Source organism: Acidovorax sp. ST3 (genome assembly GCF_003231145.1).
Classification (GTDB): domain Bacteria; phylum Pseudomonadota; class Gammaproteobacteria; order Burkholderiales; family Burkholderiaceae_C; genus Acidovorax.
The window spans coordinates 463,878-480,256 of the sequence record NZ_QKVP01000005.1 but is presented as its reverse complement, the minus strand read 5'-3'; the positions used below and the strand labels follow the sequence as shown (position 1 = coordinate 480,256).

Here is a 16,379-nt window from a genome sequence, read left to right as displayed (position 1 = left end):
TGAATTCAGACCAGACTATATCAGTCTGACCAGATTTTTTCAATCAGGCCAGATTGGATCAACAACGATCAGTCAGCGCGATAGTTCGGCGCTTCCTTGGTGATCTGCACGTCGTGCACGTGGCTTTCGCGGATACCGGCGGTCGTGATCTCGACGAACTCGGCCTTGTTGTTCATCTCTTCAATGGTGGCGCAACCGCAGTAGCCCATGGAGGCACGCACGCCGCCCGCCATCTGGTAGACGATGCTGACCATGGAGCCTTTGTACGGTACGCGGCCTTCGATGCCCTCGGGCACGAGCTTGTCGGCATTGGGGTTGCCCGTGCTCGATTCCTGGAAGTAGCGGTCCGCGCTGCCCTGCTGCATGGCGCCAATGGAGCCCATGCCGCGGTAGCTCTTGTAGCTGCGGCCCTGGAACAGGATGACTTCGCCGGGCGCTTCTTCGGTGCCAGCAAACATGCCGCCCATCATCACGGTGCCAGCGCCAGCGGCCAGGGCCTTGGCGATGTCACCGCTGTAGCGGATGCCGCCGTCGGCGATCAGCGGCACGCCCGTGCCCTTGAGTGCCGTGGCCACGTTGTCGATGGCCATGATCTGGGGCACGCCCACGCCGGCCACGATGCGGGTGGTACAGATGGAGCCTGGGCCGATGCCGACCTTGACGGCATCAGCACCGGCCTCAACCAGTGCCAGCGCAGCGGCACCGGTGGCAATGTTGCCGCCGATCACGTCCACTTGCGGATAGTTCTGCTTGACCCACCGTACGCGGTCGATCACGCCCTTGCTGTGGCCGTGGGCCGTGTCCACCACGATGGCGTCTACGCCGGCCTTGACCAGCGCTTCGACGCGTTCTTCGGTGCCCTCGCCCACGCCCACCGCGGCGCCCACACGCAGGCGGCCAGCGGCGTCGCGCGCCGCGTTGGGGAAGCTGGTTTGCTTGGTGATGTCCTTCACCGTGATCAGGCCCTTGAGTTCAAAGGCGTCGTTCACAACCAGGATGCGTTCGAGCTTGTGCTTGTTGAGCAGCGCCTTGGCCTGTGCAGGCGTGGTGCCCTCTTTTTCGTTGACCGTGATGAGCTTCTCACGCGGGGTCATGATCTGGTGGACCTTGACGTCGTAGCGGGTCTCAAAGCGCAGGTCGCGGCCCGTGACGATACCGACCACCTTGCCACCGTCGCACACGGGGAAGCCCGAAATGCCCAGCTGTTCGGACAACTGCAGCACCTGCAGCACCGTGTGCTCGGGGGTGATGACCACCGGATCGCGCAGCACGCCGGACTCGTAACGCTTGACCTTGGCCACGTGGGCGGCCTGCTCTTGCGCCGTGAGGTTCTTGTGCACGATGCCAATGCCGCCCTCCTGGGCAATGGCAATGGCCAGGCGCGCTTCGGTCACGGTGTCCATGGCGGCGGACACGAGCGGCAGGTTCAGCTGGATATTGCGGGAGAGTTTCGTCGCGAGGGACGTGTCCTTGGGCAGGACCTGGGAGTACGCTGGCACCAGCAACACATCGTCGAAGGTGAGCGCTTTTCCAAGAAGGCGCATGAGAAAGCTCCAAAAAACGGATTGTACCCGCGCCGCATGTGGCGAAAACGCGCCCACCCATCTCCAACGCACTGGCGGGGGGGGAATCACATGGATAAACTTGTCCGAATGAAAATGCACAAGCTTCTCCTGCTGGCCGTGGCCTGCACCTGGGCCATGGGCGCGGCGGCGCAATGGCAGTGGACAGACAAAGACGGTCGCAAGGTCTTCAGCGACCGCCCCCCGCCACCCGACATTCCTGAAAAAAGCATCCTGAAGCAGCCAGGCGGCAACCGTCCGGCACGTGCAGCGACCCCTGCCGCACCCGCAGCCTCCGATGCAGCCCCTGCCGTGGCAGCAGCGCCCAAGGCCGCAGCCAGCGCTGCCGGCGCGGGCAAGGACAAGGAGCTGGAAGAAAAGAAGGCCCAGGCTGAGGCCGCGGAAGCCGCCAAGAAAAAGGCCGAAGACGAAAAGATCGCCAAGGCCAAAGCCGAAAACTGCACCCGCGCACGTGCGGCCAAAGCAGCGTTCGACGCAGGCAAGCCCATCACCCAAGCCAATGCCCAGGGCGAAAAAATCTTCCTGGATGGCCCCGCCCGCGCGGCAGAGGCCAAGCGCATCGACGAGATCGTCGCAAGCGACTGCGTACGCTGAGTTCTGAGTGACGTGCTGCTTCGGCCTCCCCCGCCGCCCAGCACGTGAGATTCAGTAGCCCGACTTGCCCCCGGGCCGGCGCCGCGCAAACAGCCCGGTGGTGCGCGCGCCTTGGCGGGCAAAACGCTCCCGGCGGGCCACCTTGGGGTCCACCTTCAACGGGCGGTAGATTTCCACACGGTCCAGGGGCTGCAGCACCGCATCTAGGCTGGCGGCACGGCCCCAGATGCCAACCGACGGCTCATCACCCGCCTCCACCCCACAGCTGGCGCGCAGGGCATCCGCCACGGTAGCGCCCACCGGCAAATCCAGCACCCATTCCCGCACCTCGCGCGGCGCTAGGCAGACGACCACGGAGATGGCGAGGGTCGCCGGGGCGCCGGGGCCTTTCTCAGCCATAGACCTGTTCCGCGCGCTTGACGAAGGCATCGACCATGCTGCCCGCGATGCGATCGAACACCGGCCCCACCAGCGCGGCCAACGCAGCGCTGTCAAACCCGTAGTTCAGCAGCAGCTCCACCTTGCACGCACGCTGCGTGCCGTCCCCCACGGGATGAAAGTGCCAATCTCCGTCCAGCCGTGAAAACGGTCCTTTCACCAGATGCATCTGCACACGCTTGCCCGCCTCGTGCGTGTTGCGCGTGACAAAGGTCTGGCGAATGCCGCTGAACGCAATGCCCACCTCAGCGGTCATGCCCTCGCTGGTCTGCTCCAGCACCGCAGCGTGGTCGCACCAAGGCAGGAACTGCGGGTAGTGCTCCACCCCGGTGACCAGGGAAAACATCTCTTCGGGGCTGTACCAAATGAGGACGGACTTGTGGACGGTTTTCATGCAGGCAATGGGCGCGCGGCTTTCAGAAGGGAAAGGCGGCCAGGGAAACTAGAATCACGGGTCTCTGAACGGCCACAATTGTATGTAGGGAGGCCTTTTATCTCCCGCAGGGCGCCGCATCTGAACTACATGGCCAAAAAACCCGATCCCACATCCCGCATTGCCGAAAACAAGAAAGCGGCCTACAACTACTTCTTTGAGGAGCGCCACGAGGCGGGCATGGTGCTGCACGGCTGGGAGGTCAAGGCGCTGCGCGAGGGCAAGGTGCAGCTGACCGATGGCTATGTGCTGATCCGCGATGGCGAACTGTTTCTGCTCGGCTGCCTGATCCACCCGCTCAAGACAGCGTCCACCCACGTCAACCCGGAATCGGCGCGCACCAAAAAGCTGCTGCTCAAGAAGGATGACATCAAACGGCTGATTGGCAAGGTCGAGCAAAAGGGCTACACCCTGGTGCCCATCAATCTGCACTGGAAGAACGGCTTCGTGAAGTGCGAAATCGCGCTGGCCAAGGGCAAGGCCGAGCACGACAAGCGCGACACCATCAAGGACCGCGAGGGCAAGCGCGAAGTGGAACGCGCCATGAAGAGCCGCAGCCGCTGAGTCTGCTGCACGATGGGGTCTGTGCGTACCCAGACCGGACCTTGAGATTTTTTTGCGATGCTGTGGAATAAACCGCAGCGTCCATGTGTTTGTCCCGGTGCAAGGCAGCATTCGCCTTTGCCTGCACCACCCTCTGGAGAAACCCATGAAGAAACTGATCTCGATGACCACCCTCGTCGCAGCCGTTGCTCTGGCTGGCTGCGCCGCCATGGACACCTCGCCCGTGAAGACCATGGACGGCGTGTTGGTCGGCACAAACGGCATGACCCTTTACACGTTTGACCGCGATGTGGCCGGCAGCGGCAAATCGGTGTGCAACGGCCCCTGCGCCACCAACTGGCCGCCACTGATGGCCAGCAAGGCCCCGGGCGCTGACTACAGCGTGATCACCCGCGACGATGGCAAGACCCAGCTGGCCTACAAGGGCAAACCGCTGTATTACTGGGCCAAGGACGCCAAGCCCGGGGACAAGACGGGCGACGGAGTGAACCAGGTCTGGCGCACCGCGCGGCCATAACAAACCGGTCAGCGCACCCCAGGCTTCGCGCGGAATGAACCGCTCCCAGGTTATCGAACAGCTGCCCGCCCTGCGCCGCTACGCGCGGGTGCTGACAGGCGATGCCTGGGCGGCCGATGACCTGGTGCAGGACACGCTGGAGAGGGCCTGCAGCAAATGGCTGCTGTGGCGCACCGGAAGCGACCTGCGCGCATGGTTGTTCACCCTGATGCACAACCTGTACCTCAACCAGCGCCGCGCATTGCCCCCGATGCAAACCCTGGACATCGACGAAGTTCAAGACCAGCTGCCCGGCACGCCGCCCCGGTCGGACGATGCGCTGGACCTGGAGCGCTGTCTCCAGCGCCTGCCCGCCGACCAGCGGGCCGTGCTGCTGTTGGTGGCGATGGAGGACATGGGCTACGAAGACACGGCACGCATCCTGGGCATTCCGGTGGGCACCGTCATGTCACGCCTGTCGCGGGCCCGCACGCGCCTGCGGGTGCTCATGGACCGTGAACCCGCGTCAGGCCCTACAGCCGCCACCCAACCAAACACCGTGATGGCTGCGGGCAGTACCACGCCGGTGCTGCGTCGCCTCAAATAGCCCCCAGACCCGATCCCCCGCCATGGACCCCAAGCACCCTGCCCCTCCACCGCGCGCTGAAGAAACCAGCGCCTGGCACGCCCTTGTGGACGGCCAGTTGACCCCTGCGCAGGCCGAGGCGCTGCGCGAGCAACTGCGGGACGATGAGGAGGCCCAGGCCACGCTGGCCCACTGGCAGACGCAGCGGCAGCGTCTGCAGGCCCTGCACCAGGACCTGCTCCAAGCCCCCGTGCCCGACGCCCTGCTGGCCGCAGCGCAGCGTGCCACCGACCGACGCGAGCAATACGCGCAATGGTGGCGCTGGGGTGGAATGGCTGCATCCGTGTTGCTGGCCTTTGTGCTGGGCTGGACGGGGCGCAGCCATTGGCCCGCCGGGATGTCCGGTCAAACCATTGCTGCGGGCCAGGGCACCACGCTGGTGGCTGCCGAACCGGCACAGCGCTTTGCACAACAGGCCTCGGTGGCCCACGCGGTGTACCAACCCGAGGTACGGCACCCGGTAGAGGTCACTGCCGCCCAGCAAGACCACCTGGTGCAATGGCTGTCCAAGCGCCTGGACCGTCCCCTCAAAGTCCCCGCGCTCGGTGCGCAAGGCTATGAACTGGTGGGTGGCCGCTTGCTGCCGGGCGACACGGGCGTGCGCGCGCAGTTCATGTACCAGAATGGCGCCGGCCAGCGCATCACGCTGTACCTGGGCGCTCTGGCGCCGTCCTCGCCCCGCCCTGCGGGCGAAAACAAAGGCGGCGCGCCACAAAGCAGGGAATCGACGCTGGCGGCGGCCCCCGCTACCGCGTTCCAGTTTACGCAGGAAGGCCCTGTACCCGGCTTTTACTGGACAGATGGGGGCTTTGGCTATGCGCTGAGCGGGCAGCTCTCGCGGCCCGATCTGCTGGCCCTGGCCACCGCCGTGTACCAGCAATTGAACCCATAAAAGCGGGAACATCGCAGCCGTCATGGCAGGCAGATCGCAGGCCTCCCGGCCCGCGATCACCGATGCGTTCGCCCTAGGAGGTCTTGAACAGCCGCTTGGTGCGCAACCCAAACGCCCGACTACAGCCTTCGCCGGTCAGGCCAGATGGGCCAGCGGATGGGCGTGCACAGGCCAGGGGCTGGCAAAGAACGGAGTGACCATGTCCGGCGTCACGTCTTCAATGCGGCCGGGATTCCAGCGGGGCGCATGGTCCTTGTCTACAGCCAGGGCGCGGATGCCTTCGACGGTCTCGCTTTGCCCCGGGCGCAGGAAGAAGCAGTGGCGCACCATGTCGCGCTCCATGCGCAGGTCGTCGGCCAGGCCCATAGTGCGGGCGCGGCGGATTTGTTCCAGCACCACATGCAGCATCAGTGGCGAACGCTTGCGCAGCGTGGCGGCCGTGGCACGCGCCCAGTCGCTGTCAGCCGCTTCAAGCCCCTGCACGATCTCGCCAACGGTCGGCAGCGCAAAATATTGGTCAATATCAGTCTGAGCGCTAGAACCGCTTGCCTGAGCTGCTACAAATTGAGAAGCAACATAGGCCTTGATAGCCGCGCCATCTGCAAAGCTTTGTGTGGCCAGAGCGTCCCACACCGCCACCTGCCGGTCTGACGGCATGCAGCCATCGGCCAGCTGGTAGGCAATGGCATCGCCTGCGCCGATGGTGTCGCCCGTCAGGGCCAGCCACTCGCCCACCCGGCCGGGGCAACGGCTCAGAAAGTACCCACCACCTACGTCCGGGAACAGGCCAATCGCGGTCTCTGGCATGGCCATCTTGGTGCGTTCGGTCACCACACGCAGGGCGGCGCCCTGGCTGATGCCCATGCCGCCGCCCATCACGATGCCGTCCATGAAGGCGATGTAGGGCTTGGCGTAGTTGTGGATCAGGTGGTTGAGCGCGTATTCCTCGGTGAAGAAATCCTCGATCAGCGGGTTGCCCTGGCTGCCTGCCTGGTGCAGAAAGCGGATATCGCCGCCCGCGCAGAAAGCCCCAAACGGGCCTTCCTTGTTGCTGCCACGAATGGCCACCGCCAGCACCCGCGCATCGTTCTGCCATGCCAGCAGGATGCCCATCAGGTCACGCACCATGCCCAGCGACAGGGCATTGAGCGCCCGTGGGCGATTCAGGGTGATGAAGCCCACCTGGCCACGCACCTCGCTCAACACTTCAGACACAACCGTCTCCGTCATTTTTGTTCCTTCCAACCCAACAGTTCATTGAAAACCAGCGCACCGATGACCAGTGCGCCTCCGGTCAGCACGGCAGGCGCAGGCTTCTCGCCCGCACCCAGCCATGCCAGCAGGATGCCGAAAATCACTTCCAGCAAACCCAGCAGCGCCATTTCGGGCGCCTTGAGCACCCTGCCGCAGCGCACCGCCAGCACGCAGGGAATCGCCAATTGCACCACGCCCAGCAGGGCCAGCAGCCCCAGGTCGTAAAAAGATGCCTGAAACGGCAACGCCAGCGGCAGGGTGGCCACCACCGAGATCACCGCCCCCACCAGCACCGCCGGCACCAGATCCACCGCATGGCCATGGCGCTGCGAGTGCTGCACCACCGTCCAGTTCACCGCCGCTGCCACCGGTACGCACAGGGCCACCAGGGTGCCCAGCAGTGGCAGGCCCGCCATTTGCGAACCGTACATCCAGCCAATGCCCAGCCCTGCCACAGCAATGGCCGCCCAGGTGCGGGGAGCGATATGGTGGCCGATGAACACCCGTGCAAACAGCGCCGTGAGCAAGGGGCCCACCGACATGGTCACCAGCACATTGGCCACCGGCATCAGCACCAGCGCCACCATGAAGGCCGTGAACATCACGCTCCAGCACACGCCGGAGATCCACAACGCCCGCCCGCCATGGCGCATGGAGGCAAACACCGCCCTGCCCTGCAGCATGGGCAGGATGACCAGCAGCGCCAGCAGCGTGAAAAAGCTGCGCCAGAAAGTCACCTCAAAGCTCGCCGCGTGCTCCAGGTGGCGCGTGACCACACCGGCGATGGACCACATCAGGGTCACAGCCACCATCAGCACCACGGCGCGGGAATGTGTGAGTGTCAACATGGGTTCCAACTTGCAGACGGAAAAAAGGCCACTGCGCTGCAGTGGCCCTTGTCGGAAACGGTCAGTCTATCGATCCATCGACGGACCGACCCGCCGATCCATCAGGAACGGGCAGCGCGCTTGCGCTCGTTTTCGGTCAGGTGGCGCTTGCGCAGGCGCACGGACTTGGGCGTGATCTCGACCAGTTCGTCGTCCTCGATGAATTCCACGCCGTATTCCAGCGTCAGGTCGATCGGGGGCGTGATCTTGATCGCGTCTTCCTTGCCGGATACGCGGAAGTTGGTCAGCTGCTTGGTGCGCGTGGCGTTCACCACCAGGTCGTTGTCTCGGCTGTGGATGCCGACGATCATGCCTTCGTACACAGGGTCGTTGGCCTTCACGAACATGCGGCCACGGTCGTCCAGCTTGCCCAGGGCGTAGGTGAAGATTTCACCGTCGTCCATGGAGATCAGCACGCCGTTCTTGCGACCGCCGATATCGCCCTTGTGCGGCTCGTAGCTGTCGAAGATGTTGCTGATGAGGCCCGAACCGCGCGTCAGGTTCAGGAATTCGTTGGTGAAACCGATCAGGCCACGGGCCGGGATGCGGTATTCCAGGCGCACGCGGCCACGGCCGTCGGACTCCATGTTCACCAGCTCGCCCTTGCGCTCGCCCAGGGCTTGCATCACACCGCCCTGGTGGCCTTCTTCGATGTCGGCCGTTACCAGCTCGATAGGCTCGTGCTTGACGCCGTCGATGTCCTTGAACACCACGCGGGGCTTGGACACGGCCAGTTCGTAGCCTTCACGGCGCATGTTTTCCAGCAGGATGGTCAGGTGCAGTTCGCCGCGGCCCATCACTTCGAACACGCCTTCTTCGTCGGTTTCCTTCACGCGCAGTGCCACGTTGTGCTGCAGTTCCTTTTGCAGGCGGTCCCAGATCTGGCGGCTGGTCACGAACTTGCCTTCACGGCCGGCCAGGGGCGAGGTGTTCACGCAGAAGTTCATGGTCAACGTAGGCTCGTCCACCTTCAGCATGGGCAGCGGCGCGGGGTTGGCAGGGTCGGTCACGGTCACGCCGATGCCGATGTCTTCAATGCCGTTGATCAGCACGATGTCGCCCGGGCCTGCCAGGGGAGTCTGCATGCGGTCCAGACCCTGGAAGGTCAGCACCTGGTTCACGCGGCCCTTCGTGGTCTTGCCATCGGGGCCTTCCATGACCAGCACGTCCTGTGCGGGCTTGAGCGTGCCTTGGCTGATGCGGCCCACACCGATGCGGCCCACGAAGCTGGAGAAGTCCAGTGCCGAGATCTGCAGTTGCAGGGGGGCGTCAGGGTTGCCGGAGTTCGGTGGCACGTGCTTGAGGATGGTGTCGAACAGGGCCGACATGTCGGGGCCCCACTGCTCGCCCGGGGCGCCTTCTTCCAGCGACGACCAGCCATTGATGCCCGAGGCGTACACGACAGGGAAGTCGAGCTGCTCGTCGGTTGCACCCAGCTTGTCGAACAGGTCGAACGCAGCGTTCACGACCTTGTCGGGGTTGGCACCGGGCTTGTCCACCTTGTTCACCACCAGGATGGGGCGCAGGCCCAGGGCCAGGGCCTTCTTGGTCACGAAACGCGTCTGGGGCATGGGGCCTTCTTGCGCGTCGATCAGCAGCACCACGCTGTCGACCATGGACAGGGCACGTTCCACTTCGCCGCCGAAGTCCGCGTGGCCGGGAGTGTCCACGATGTTGATGTGCGTACCCTTCCAGCTCACGGCGCAGTTCTTGGCCAGGATGGTGATGCCGCGCTCTTTTTCGATCGCGTTGTTGTCCATCACGGTGTCGACGACCTTTTCGTGGTCGGCGAAGGTGCCGGACTGGCGCAGCAGCTGGTCAACCATGGTGGTTTTGCCGTGGTCAACGTGGGCGATGATCGCGATGTTGCGGATTTGTTTCGTCGTCATAGTTTTTCCAATGCGCCGCTGGCTTGAGGGTGCGGCATGCCTTCCAAAATTTGTTGAATTTCCAGCGGACTCAGGAGCCTGTCCGGCACCAGCTCCCCGCCCACGATGTGGCCCACCCCCAGCAGCGCCGGAGGATTCTCGCCAAACACCGCCACGGCACTGGCATCGGGCCAGTTGCCACGGCGACGCACGCCCGACAGGAATCGGGCTGCATTCTCACCGTCCAGCGTGACACGCATGTGTTGTGCCAGCAGCGACTCGGGCGCCTCCAGGCTGGCCAGGCGCTCAGCCTCGGGCATGGCCTCCAGCTGCGCCAGCGTGACGCAGCGCTCCACCCCCAGCCCGCCGGTATCGATGCGGCGCAGAAAGGTGAGGTGCGCACCGCAGCCCAGTGCGGCGCCGATGTCTTCACCCAGCGTGCGGATGTAGGTGCCCTTGCTGCAGGTCACTATCATTTTGATAGCTGGTTGCGCCTGATCTGTCTGCACCAGCGTGAGCTTGAGTGCGTGGATCACCACATCGCGCGCTTCACGCTCCACCGTGACACCGGCGCGTGCGTACTCGTACAGCGCCTTGCCGTCTTTCTTGAGCGCACTGTGCATCGGAGGCACCTGGCGAATGGGGCCGGTGAACTGCTGCTGGACGGCGGCCAGGCGCTCTGGCGTCACCTGCTCGGGCAGCACTTCACGCCGCTCGACCACATCGCCCTCGGCATCGCCAGTGGTCGTCGTGGCACCCAGCAGCGCCACGGCTTCATAGGTCTTGGGAGCATCCAGCTGCAGCTGGCTGAACTTGGTGGCCGCGCCAAAGCACAGCGGCAATACGCCCGTCGCGAGGGGATCGAGCGTGCCGGTATGGCCCGCTTTCTCGGCGCGCAGCAGCCATTTCGCCTTTTGCAAGGCGTCATTGCTCGAAAGGCCGAGCGGTTTGTCGAGCAGCAACACCCCATGCACAGGGCGCCGCTGCACCCTGGTGCGTGGCGCGTGCATGGACTAGTCCTCTTTCGCGCGCGAAGACACCGCCTTGGCGATCAAGGCGTTCATGTCGGCCGCACGCTCGGAGGTGCGGTCGAACACGAAATGCAGCGTAGGCACGGTATGGATGTGCAAACGCTTGAACAAGCCGTTGCGCAGGAACCCGGCAGCCTGGTTGAGGGCTGCCTGGGTTTCCACCGGGTCACCCGTCAACAGGCTGAAGAACACCTTGGCATGGGCGTAGTCGGGGGTGACCTCCACGCCCTGCAGCGTCACCATGCCCACGCGCGGGTCTTTCAACTCGCGCGCGATCAGTTCCGTCAGATCGCGCTGGATCTGGTCGGCCACCTTGAAGGCGCGGTTGGGGGCGGATGATTTCTTCGCAGCCATGTTGTCGCTGGTATCCCGTTCGCCTTACAGCGTCCGCGCGATTTCCTTGATCTCGAAGAACTCCAGCTGGTCGCCCTCTTTGATGTCGTTGTAGTTGCGCAGCTTGATACCGCACTCGAAGCCTTCCTTGACTTCCTTGACATCGTCCTTGAGGCGGCGCACAGACTCGACTTCGCCGGTGTAAATAACCACGTTGTCGCGCAGCAGGCGGAACTTGCAGTTGCGCGTGACCTGGCCGGAGGTGACGTACGAACCCGCCACCGTACCGATCTTGGAAGCCACGAACACCGTGCGGATCTCGGCGGTACCCAGGGCTTCTTCGCGCTGCTCGGGAGCCAGCATGCCGGACATGGCGGCCTTCAACTCATCCACGGCGTCGTAAATGATGTTGTAGTAGTGCAGGTTCACATCGCTCGACTCGGCCAGCTTGCGCGCACCGGCATCGGCACGCACGTTGAAGCCGATCACGATGGCCTTGGAAGCAATCGCCAGGTTCACGTCGGACTCGCTGATACCGCCCACGCCGGCATAGACCAGCTGTACGCGGATCTCGTCGGTGGACAGCTTGAGCAGCGATGCTGCCAGCGCTTCCTGCGAGCCCTGCACGTCCGCCTTGATGATGATGGGCAGGGTCTGCACCTCGCCCGCCGTCATCTCGTTGAACACGTTTTCCAGCTTGGCAGCCTGTTGCTTAGCCAGCTTGGTGTTGCGGAACTTGCCAGCGCGGTAGGTCGCGATCTCGCGAGCACGGCGCTCATCGCTGAGCACCATGAACTCGTCACCCGCCTGGGGCACGTCGGACAGACCCTGGATTTCCACCGGAATGGAGGGACCCGCCGTCTTGGCGGGCTTGCCGTTTTCGTCCAGCATGGCGCGCACGCGGCCAGAGGTCTGGCCAGCCAGCACCACATCGCCCACCTTCAGCGTACCGGACTGCACCAGCACCGTGGCCACCGGGCCGCGGCCCTTGTCCAGCTGGGCTTCGATCACCAGGCCCTTGGCCATGGCTTCGACCGGCGCCTTCAGTTCCAGCACTTCGGCCTGCAGCAGGACCTGCTCCAGCAGGTCGTCGATGCCCATGCCGGTCTTGGACGACACGGCCACAAAGGGCGAATCGCCACCGTACTCTTCAGGCACCACCTCTTCCACCACCAGCTCTTGCTTGACGCGGTCGGGGTTGGCATCGGGCTTGTCCGCCTTGGTGATGGCCACCACGATCGGCACCTTGGCCGCCTTGGCGTGCTTGATGGCTTCCTTGGTCTGGGGCATGACGCCGTCGTCGGCAGCCACCACCAGAATCACGATGTCGGTGGCCTGGGCACCACGGGCACGCATGGCCGTGAAGGCCTCGTGACCAGGGGTATCGAGGAACGACACCATGCCGCGTGGCGTTTCCACGTGGTAGGCACCAATGTGCTGCGTGATGCCGCCGGCTTCGCCTGCAGCAACTTTGGCGCGGCGGATGTAGTCCAGCAGCGAGGTCTTGCCGTGGTCCACGTGGCCCATGACGGTAACGACCGGCGCGCGTGGCAGCAGCTCGGCGTCTTTTTGACCTGCATCGTCGTCGGTGAAGGCTTCTGGATCGTCCAGCGCCGCCACCACCGCCTTGTGGCCCATTTCCTCCACCACGATCATGGCGGTGTCCTGGTCCAGCGGCTGGTTGATGGTGACCATCTGGCCCATCTTCATCAGGGCCTTGATGACTTCAGAGGCCTTGATCGACATCTTGTGTGCCAGCTCTGCCACCGTGATGGTTTCAGGCACATGCACTTCAATGATGCGGGCTTCTGCCGGGGCTGCGTTCTGGTGGTCATCGCGTTGGTCGCGGTTGTCACCACGACGGCCACGGGGGCCACCACGCCAGTTGTTACGACCCACACCACCGCTGCTGTCGCCGCGGGTCTTGATTTCTTTCTTCTTGGCCGTGTCGTTGGCCCAGCTGGACGACAGCTTGGCCGACTTGACTTCCTTGCCAGCGCCGGGAGCGCCTGCAGCTGCGGGGGCAGCCGCTGCCGTACGCGCACCACCGGTACCAACGGCGGGCTTGTGCAGCGTGCCCTTCTTGGCGTCGCCCACGGCAGCAGGCTTGGCTGCTGGCTTGGGTTCCTCGGGCTTCTTGGCCACCATGACCGCCTTCTTGGGCGTGGCCATCATGGCGCGAATGGCTTCTGCCTCGGCCAGGGCCTTGCGGCGGCGCTCTTCCAGATCGCGGGCACGGGCAGACTCTTCGTCCGCGCGGGCCTTGGCTTCTGCCTGGGCCTTTTCGCGGGCTTCCGTCTGGGCGGCGGCGCGCGCAGCAGCTTCGGCCGCCTGCTCACGCGTGGCTTCCTGCTTCACAGCCGAGGCCTGGGCCTTCTTTTCAGCTTCTTGGGCGGCATAGGCGGCAGCGCGCTCTTCGGCTTCGCGCTCGCGTTTTTCGCGGGCTTCGCGCTCTGCGCGCTTCTCGGCCAGCTCAGCTTCCTGGCGACGGATCAGCTCGGCCTGGCGGCGGGCTTCTTCCTCACGGCGGGAGAGTTCGAGGTCTTCGCTCGACACGGCGGGCTCTTCCACCGCAGCCGCGGCCTGGGACTCGGCCGTGGCCTCTGCGCCTTCGTCGCGCTGGATGAACGTGCGCTTCTTGCGCACTTCCACCTGGATGGTGCGGGCCTTGCCCGTTGCATCGGCCTGCTTGATCTCGCTGGTGGACTTCTTGACCAGCGTGATCTTCTTGCGGTCGGCCGAAGCCGTGCCATGGCTGGCCTGCAGGTAAGCCAGCAGCTTTTGCTTGTCCGACTCGGTCAGGGCGTCGGAGGGAGCAGCCTTGCCCACGCCCGCAGCCTTGAGCTGATCGAGCAGGGTTTCAGGCGATTTTTTGAGTTCGGTGGCGAACTCGGCGACAGTGTTACTGGACATATGTGGTTCGTGCCTCCCTGACCTTTACTCTTGCCCCGCGAACCAGTGTTCGCGCGCCTTCATGATCAAGGCTTTGGCTTCTTCTGCAGACTGTCCGGTCAGGTCGGTCAGTTCATCGATGGCCAGGTCGGCCAGGTCGTCACGTGTGTGCACACCGCCCTCGGCCAACTTGGCAATCAGCTCGGGGGTGAGGCCTTCGAGATCGCGCAGGTCCTGGGAGACCTCTTCCACGCTTTCCTCACGGGCGATTTCCATGGTGAGCAGCGCATCCTTGGCGCGGGCGCGCAGCTCGTTCACGGTGTCTTCGTCGAAGCTTTCGATCTCCAGCATTTCCTGCAGCGGCACATAGGCCACTTCTTCCAGGCTGTTGAAGCCTTCGGAGATCAGGATGTCGGCGATTTCCTCGTCCACATCCAGCTTTTCCATGAACAGCTTGCGGGCCGTATCAGTCTCGTTGGCCTGCTTTTGCGCGCTTTCGGCGGCGTCCATGATGTTGATCTTCCAGCCGGTCAGGTCGGACGCCAGGCGCACGTTCTGACCCCCACGGCCGATGGCGATGGCAAGGTTTTCCTCGTCCACGACCACGTCCATGGCATGCTTTTCTTCATCGACCACGATGGAGGACACATTGGCCGGAGCCAGTGCGCCAATCACGAACTGGGCCGGATCTTCAGACCACAGCACGATGTCCACGCGTTCGCCAGCGAGTTCGTTGGTCACCGCGTTCACGCGGGTGCCGCGCACGCCGACGCAGGTGCCGATGGGATCCACACGCTTGTCGTGGCTCAGCACGGCGATCTTGGCGCGCGAGCCGGGGTCACGGGCGCAGGACTTGATCTCCAGCAGACCTTGCTCGATCTCGGGCACTTCATTGCGGAAGAGTTCGATCATGAACTCGGGTGCCGAGCGCGACAGAATGATGGGCGCGCCACGCAGGGTCAGGTCCACTTCCATGATCATGGCCCGCACGCGGTCGCCGCTGCGCAGGTTTTCCTTGGGGATCATTTCGCTGCGGCGCAGGCGGCCTTCCACACGGCCGGATTCGACGATGATGTCGCCCTTGTCCATGCGCTTGACGGTGCCGGTGAAAATCTTTTCGCCGCGCGACATGAAGTCATTCAGCAGCATTTCGCGCTCTGCATCGCGGATCTTCTGCAGGATGACCTGCTTGGCGGCCATGGCGCCGATGCGGCCGATGGGCACGGACTCGACGCCCTCTTCGATGTATTCACCCACCTCGATGTCCGGGATGCGCTCTTTGGCATCCATCAGCAGCTCTTCGGCTTCGGGGTTTTGCAGACCGGCGTCGTCGGGCACCACCAGCCAGCGGCGGAAAGTCTCGTAATTGCCGCTGTCGCGATCAATCGACACGCGAATGTCCACCTCGCCCTGGTACAGCTTCTTGGTAGCCTGGGCCAGGGCCGACTCCACGGCGCCCAAGACCACATCACGCTCCACGTTCTTCTCGCGCGAAATGGCCTCAACCAACATCAACAATTCGCGATTCATGCGACGACTCTCCTGTTTCAATCACCCGAGGGCGGGGGCTGCGCGCAGCGACCACCCACCCCACAATTTTCAGCAGCAAATCAGGCAGGTGCTGCCCCGGCCTTGCCTGCGCGCCCCTTGAAGTCCACGATGGGCGCCAGGCGCACATCCCGGCATTCATCCAGGGTGAAGCCCATGGCCTGCAAAGGGGCGGGCACGCGTTTCTTGCTGACTCTTTGACCTGGCTTGACCGGCGGCTCGTCGCTCCAGACGATCTGCCAGCCACCAGCCTCGGCCCGCTCCAGCGTGCCGCGAAATTTCTTGCGGGTGGCATTGACTTGTCCTCCCGCTGCTGCGGCGCCAATGGGCGCCTTCAGGGTGATGTCGATGACCGAACCTTCGAAGCGGACGAAGTCTTGCTCGTGGCGCAAGGGCCGGTCGATACCGGGGGACGACACTTCGAGGCGCTTGTATTCGACGCCATCGACCTCCAGCGCAAACTGCAGCTGGCGGGTGACCTTCTCGCAATCCTCGACCGTCACGAATTGCTCGATCACGGGCTGGGGGGCATCAGCGGCTGGCGGCTCCCAGGGCAAGTCGATGGTGACGCGCAACAGGCCGCCGGCAGAGCGCTCGATCTCCACCAGGTCATATCCCAGTCCCGTCACAATTTGTTCAACGACTTGCTGTAGTGCCACGTGCTCAGTTCAATCCCGGAAAAACAAAAAACCCGATAACCCCCGGAGACTCTTCCCCGACAGCTTCGAGCTCCAAAAGCGTTCGACCAAAAAAAACGGGCGGTTGGTACCCGCCCGTTTGGTCGTGAGAGTCGTATTGTAGCGCGCAAACTGTTGATTTGCAAAGGCACGGGTTCGGAAAACTGTTGTCAACCGGCCCCAGCCAGTGTTCATGCGGCCTGCGGGGCCGCAGCGCACCAAATCAGCGTCTTGCGCTTGTCC

At 64.0% G+C, this 16,379-nt stretch carries 16 protein-coding genes; 5 read left to right on the top strand and 11 right to left on the bottom strand.

What is annotated here, in order from left to right; translation table 11 throughout:
• Positions 1-68: 68 nt before the first annotated feature.
• Positions 69-1,544 (bottom strand): IMP dehydrogenase, encoded by a 1,476-nt coding sequence (gene guaB / locus DNK89_RS18395; RefSeq protein WP_015014639.1) that lies wholly within the window; start codon positions 1,542-1,544, stop codon positions 69-71.
• A gap of 108 nt (positions 1,545-1,652) precedes the next feature.
• Between guaB and DNK89_RS18390 the strand changes: the two genes are divergently transcribed.
• Positions 1,653-2,177 (top strand): DUF4124 domain-containing protein, encoded by a 525-nt coding sequence (locus tag DNK89_RS18390; RefSeq protein WP_110961257.1) that lies wholly within the window; start codon positions 1,653-1,655, stop codon positions 2,175-2,177.
• A 51-nt stretch (positions 2,178-2,228) separates the two neighbouring features.
• Here DNK89_RS18390 and DNK89_RS18385 read toward each other — a convergent pair whose 3' ends face one another.
• Both DNK89_RS18385 and DNK89_RS18380 read right to left on the bottom strand, forming a co-directional pair.
• On the bottom strand, positions 2,229-2,576 hold the full coding sequence (locus tag DNK89_RS18385; protein ID WP_110961256.1) for an RnfH family protein: 348 nt from the start codon (positions 2,574-2,576) through the stop codon (positions 2,229-2,231).
• The gene (locus DNK89_RS18380; protein ID WP_015014642.1) at positions 2,569-3,009 is read right to left on the bottom strand and encodes a type II toxin-antitoxin system RatA family toxin; all 441 of its coding nucleotides are present in this window, start codon (positions 3,007-3,009) and stop codon (positions 2,569-2,571) included. Before DNK89_RS18380 ends, DNK89_RS18385 begins: the two co-directional genes overlap by 8 nt.
• A 129-nt stretch (positions 3,010-3,138) precedes the next feature.
• On the opposite strand from DNK89_RS18380, the gene smpB reads away from it, so the two are divergent.
• The 4 genes from smpB to DNK89_RS18360 all read left to right on the top strand — a co-directional run bounded on the left by smpB (position 3,139) and on the right by DNK89_RS18360 (position 5,646).
• On the top strand, positions 3,139-3,612 hold the full coding sequence (smpB, locus tag DNK89_RS18375; RefSeq protein WP_110961255.1) for an SsrA-binding protein SmpB: 474 nt from the start codon (positions 3,139-3,141) through the stop codon (positions 3,610-3,612).
• A gap of 145 nt (positions 3,613-3,757) precedes the next feature.
• The gene (locus DNK89_RS18370; RefSeq protein ID WP_203422363.1) at positions 3,758-4,129 is read left to right on the top strand and encodes a hypothetical protein; all 372 of its coding nucleotides are present in this window, start codon (positions 3,758-3,760) and stop codon (positions 4,127-4,129) included.
• 34 nt (positions 4,130-4,163) lie between these two features.
• Positions 4,164-4,715: an RNA polymerase sigma factor gene (locus tag DNK89_RS18365; protein ID WP_110961254.1), complete on the top strand. Its 552-nt coding sequence runs from the start codon at positions 4,164-4,166 to the stop codon at positions 4,713-4,715.
• A gap of 22 nt (positions 4,716-4,737) precedes the next feature.
• Positions 4,738-5,646 (top strand): anti-sigma factor, encoded by a 909-nt coding sequence (locus DNK89_RS18360; protein WP_110961253.1) that lies wholly within the window; start codon positions 4,738-4,740, stop codon positions 5,644-5,646.
• A gap of 135 nt (positions 5,647-5,781) precedes the next feature.
• On the opposite strand, the gene DNK89_RS18355 is transcribed toward DNK89_RS18360, so the two are convergent.
• The 8 genes from DNK89_RS18355 to rimP form a co-directional block, all read right to left on the bottom strand.
• On the bottom strand, positions 5,782-6,876 hold the full coding sequence (locus DNK89_RS18355; protein WP_110961252.1) for an enoyl-CoA hydratase/isomerase family protein: 1,095 nt from the start codon (positions 6,874-6,876) through the stop codon (positions 5,782-5,784).
• Positions 6,873-7,748 (bottom strand): DMT family transporter, encoded by an 876-nt coding sequence (locus DNK89_RS18350; RefSeq protein ID WP_110961251.1) that lies wholly within the window; start codon positions 7,746-7,748, stop codon positions 6,873-6,875. Before DNK89_RS18350 ends, DNK89_RS18355 begins: the two co-directional genes overlap by 4 nt.
• A 101-nt stretch (positions 7,749-7,849) precedes the next feature.
• Positions 7,850-9,676, bottom strand: a complete 1,827-nt coding sequence (gene typA / locus DNK89_RS18345) for a translational GTPase TypA (protein ID WP_015014649.1) — start codon at positions 9,674-9,676, stop codon at positions 7,850-7,852.
• Positions 9,673-10,665 carry a tRNA pseudouridine(55) synthase TruB gene (gene truB / locus DNK89_RS18340; protein ID WP_110961250.1) on the bottom strand — a complete coding sequence of 331 codons (993 nt, stop codon included), beginning with the start codon at positions 10,663-10,665 and terminating at the stop codon, positions 9,673-9,675. Before truB ends, typA begins: the two co-directional genes overlap by 4 nt.
• Before the next feature lie 3 nt (positions 10,666-10,668).
• A complete protein-coding gene (rbfA, locus tag DNK89_RS18335; protein ID WP_044400872.1) occupies positions 10,669-11,040 on the bottom strand; it encodes a 30S ribosome-binding factor RbfA in 372 nt (123 codons plus the stop codon).
• Positions 11,041-11,064: 24 nt separating this feature from the next.
• Positions 11,065-13,932, bottom strand: coding sequence for a translation initiation factor IF-2 (infB, locus tag DNK89_RS18330; protein ID WP_110961249.1), 2,868 nt, complete (start codon positions 13,930-13,932; stop codon positions 11,065-11,067).
• Positions 13,933-13,956: 24 nt separating this feature from the next.
• Positions 13,957-15,441: a transcription termination factor NusA gene (gene nusA / locus DNK89_RS18325; protein WP_015014652.1), complete on the bottom strand. Its 1,485-nt coding sequence runs from the start codon at positions 15,439-15,441 to the stop codon at positions 13,957-13,959.
• Positions 15,442-15,521: 80 nt separating this feature from the next.
• A complete protein-coding gene (gene rimP, locus DNK89_RS18320; RefSeq protein ID WP_110961248.1) occupies positions 15,522-16,118 on the bottom strand; it encodes a ribosome maturation factor RimP in 597 nt (198 codons plus the stop codon).
• Positions 16,119-16,379: the final 261 nt, after the last annotated feature.

Excerpts from the sequence above, each read along its gene's own strand:
- DNK89_RS18370 (WP_203422363.1), top strand. The coding sequence starts at position 3,758 with ATGAAGAAACTGATCTCGATGACCACCCTCGTCGCAGCCGTTGCTCTG.
- DNK89_RS18350 (WP_110961251.1), bottom strand. The coding sequence starts at position 7,748 with ATGTTGACACTCACACATTCCCGCGCCGTGGTGCTGATGGTGGCTGTG.
- infB (WP_110961249.1), bottom strand. The coding sequence starts at position 13,932 with ATGTCCAGTAACACTGTCGCCGAGTTCGCCACCGAACTCAAAAAATCG.
- truB (WP_110961250.1), bottom strand. The coding sequence starts at position 10,665 with ATGCACGCGCCACGCACCAGGGTGCAGCGGCGCCCTGTGCATGGGGTG.
- DNK89_RS18360 (WP_110961253.1), top strand. The coding sequence starts at position 4,738 with ATGGACCCCAAGCACCCTGCCCCTCCACCGCGCGCTGAAGAAACCAGC.
- DNK89_RS18355 (WP_110961252.1), bottom strand. The coding sequence starts at position 6,876 with ATGACGGAGACGGTTGTGTCTGAAGTGTTGAGCGAGGTGCGTGGCCAG.
- DNK89_RS18380 (WP_015014642.1), bottom strand. The coding sequence starts at position 3,009 with ATGAAAACCGTCCACAAGTCCGTCCTCATTTGGTACAGCCCCGAAGAG.
- smpB (WP_110961255.1), top strand. The coding sequence starts at position 3,139 with ATGGCCAAAAAACCCGATCCCACATCCCGCATTGCCGAAAACAAGAAA.
- nusA (WP_015014652.1), bottom strand. The coding sequence starts at position 15,441 with ATGAATCGCGAATTGTTGATGTTGGTTGAGGCCATTTCGCGCGAGAAG.
- DNK89_RS18385 (WP_110961256.1), bottom strand. The coding sequence starts at position 2,576 with ATGGCTGAGAAAGGCCCCGGCGCCCCGGCGACCCTCGCCATCTCCGTG.
- guaB (WP_015014639.1), bottom strand. The coding sequence starts at position 1,544 with ATGCGCCTTCTTGGAAAAGCGCTCACCTTCGACGATGTGTTGCTGGTG.
- rbfA (WP_044400872.1), bottom strand. The coding sequence starts at position 11,040 with ATGGCTGCGAAGAAATCATCCGCCCCCAACCGCGCCTTCAAGGTGGCC.
- typA (WP_015014649.1), bottom strand. The coding sequence starts at position 9,676 with ATGACGACGAAACAAATCCGCAACATCGCGATCATCGCCCACGTTGAC.
- DNK89_RS18390 (WP_110961257.1), top strand. The coding sequence starts at position 1,653 with ATGAAAATGCACAAGCTTCTCCTGCTGGCCGTGGCCTGCACCTGGGCC.
- DNK89_RS18365 (WP_110961254.1), top strand. The coding sequence starts at position 4,164 with ATGAACCGCTCCCAGGTTATCGAACAGCTGCCCGCCCTGCGCCGCTAC.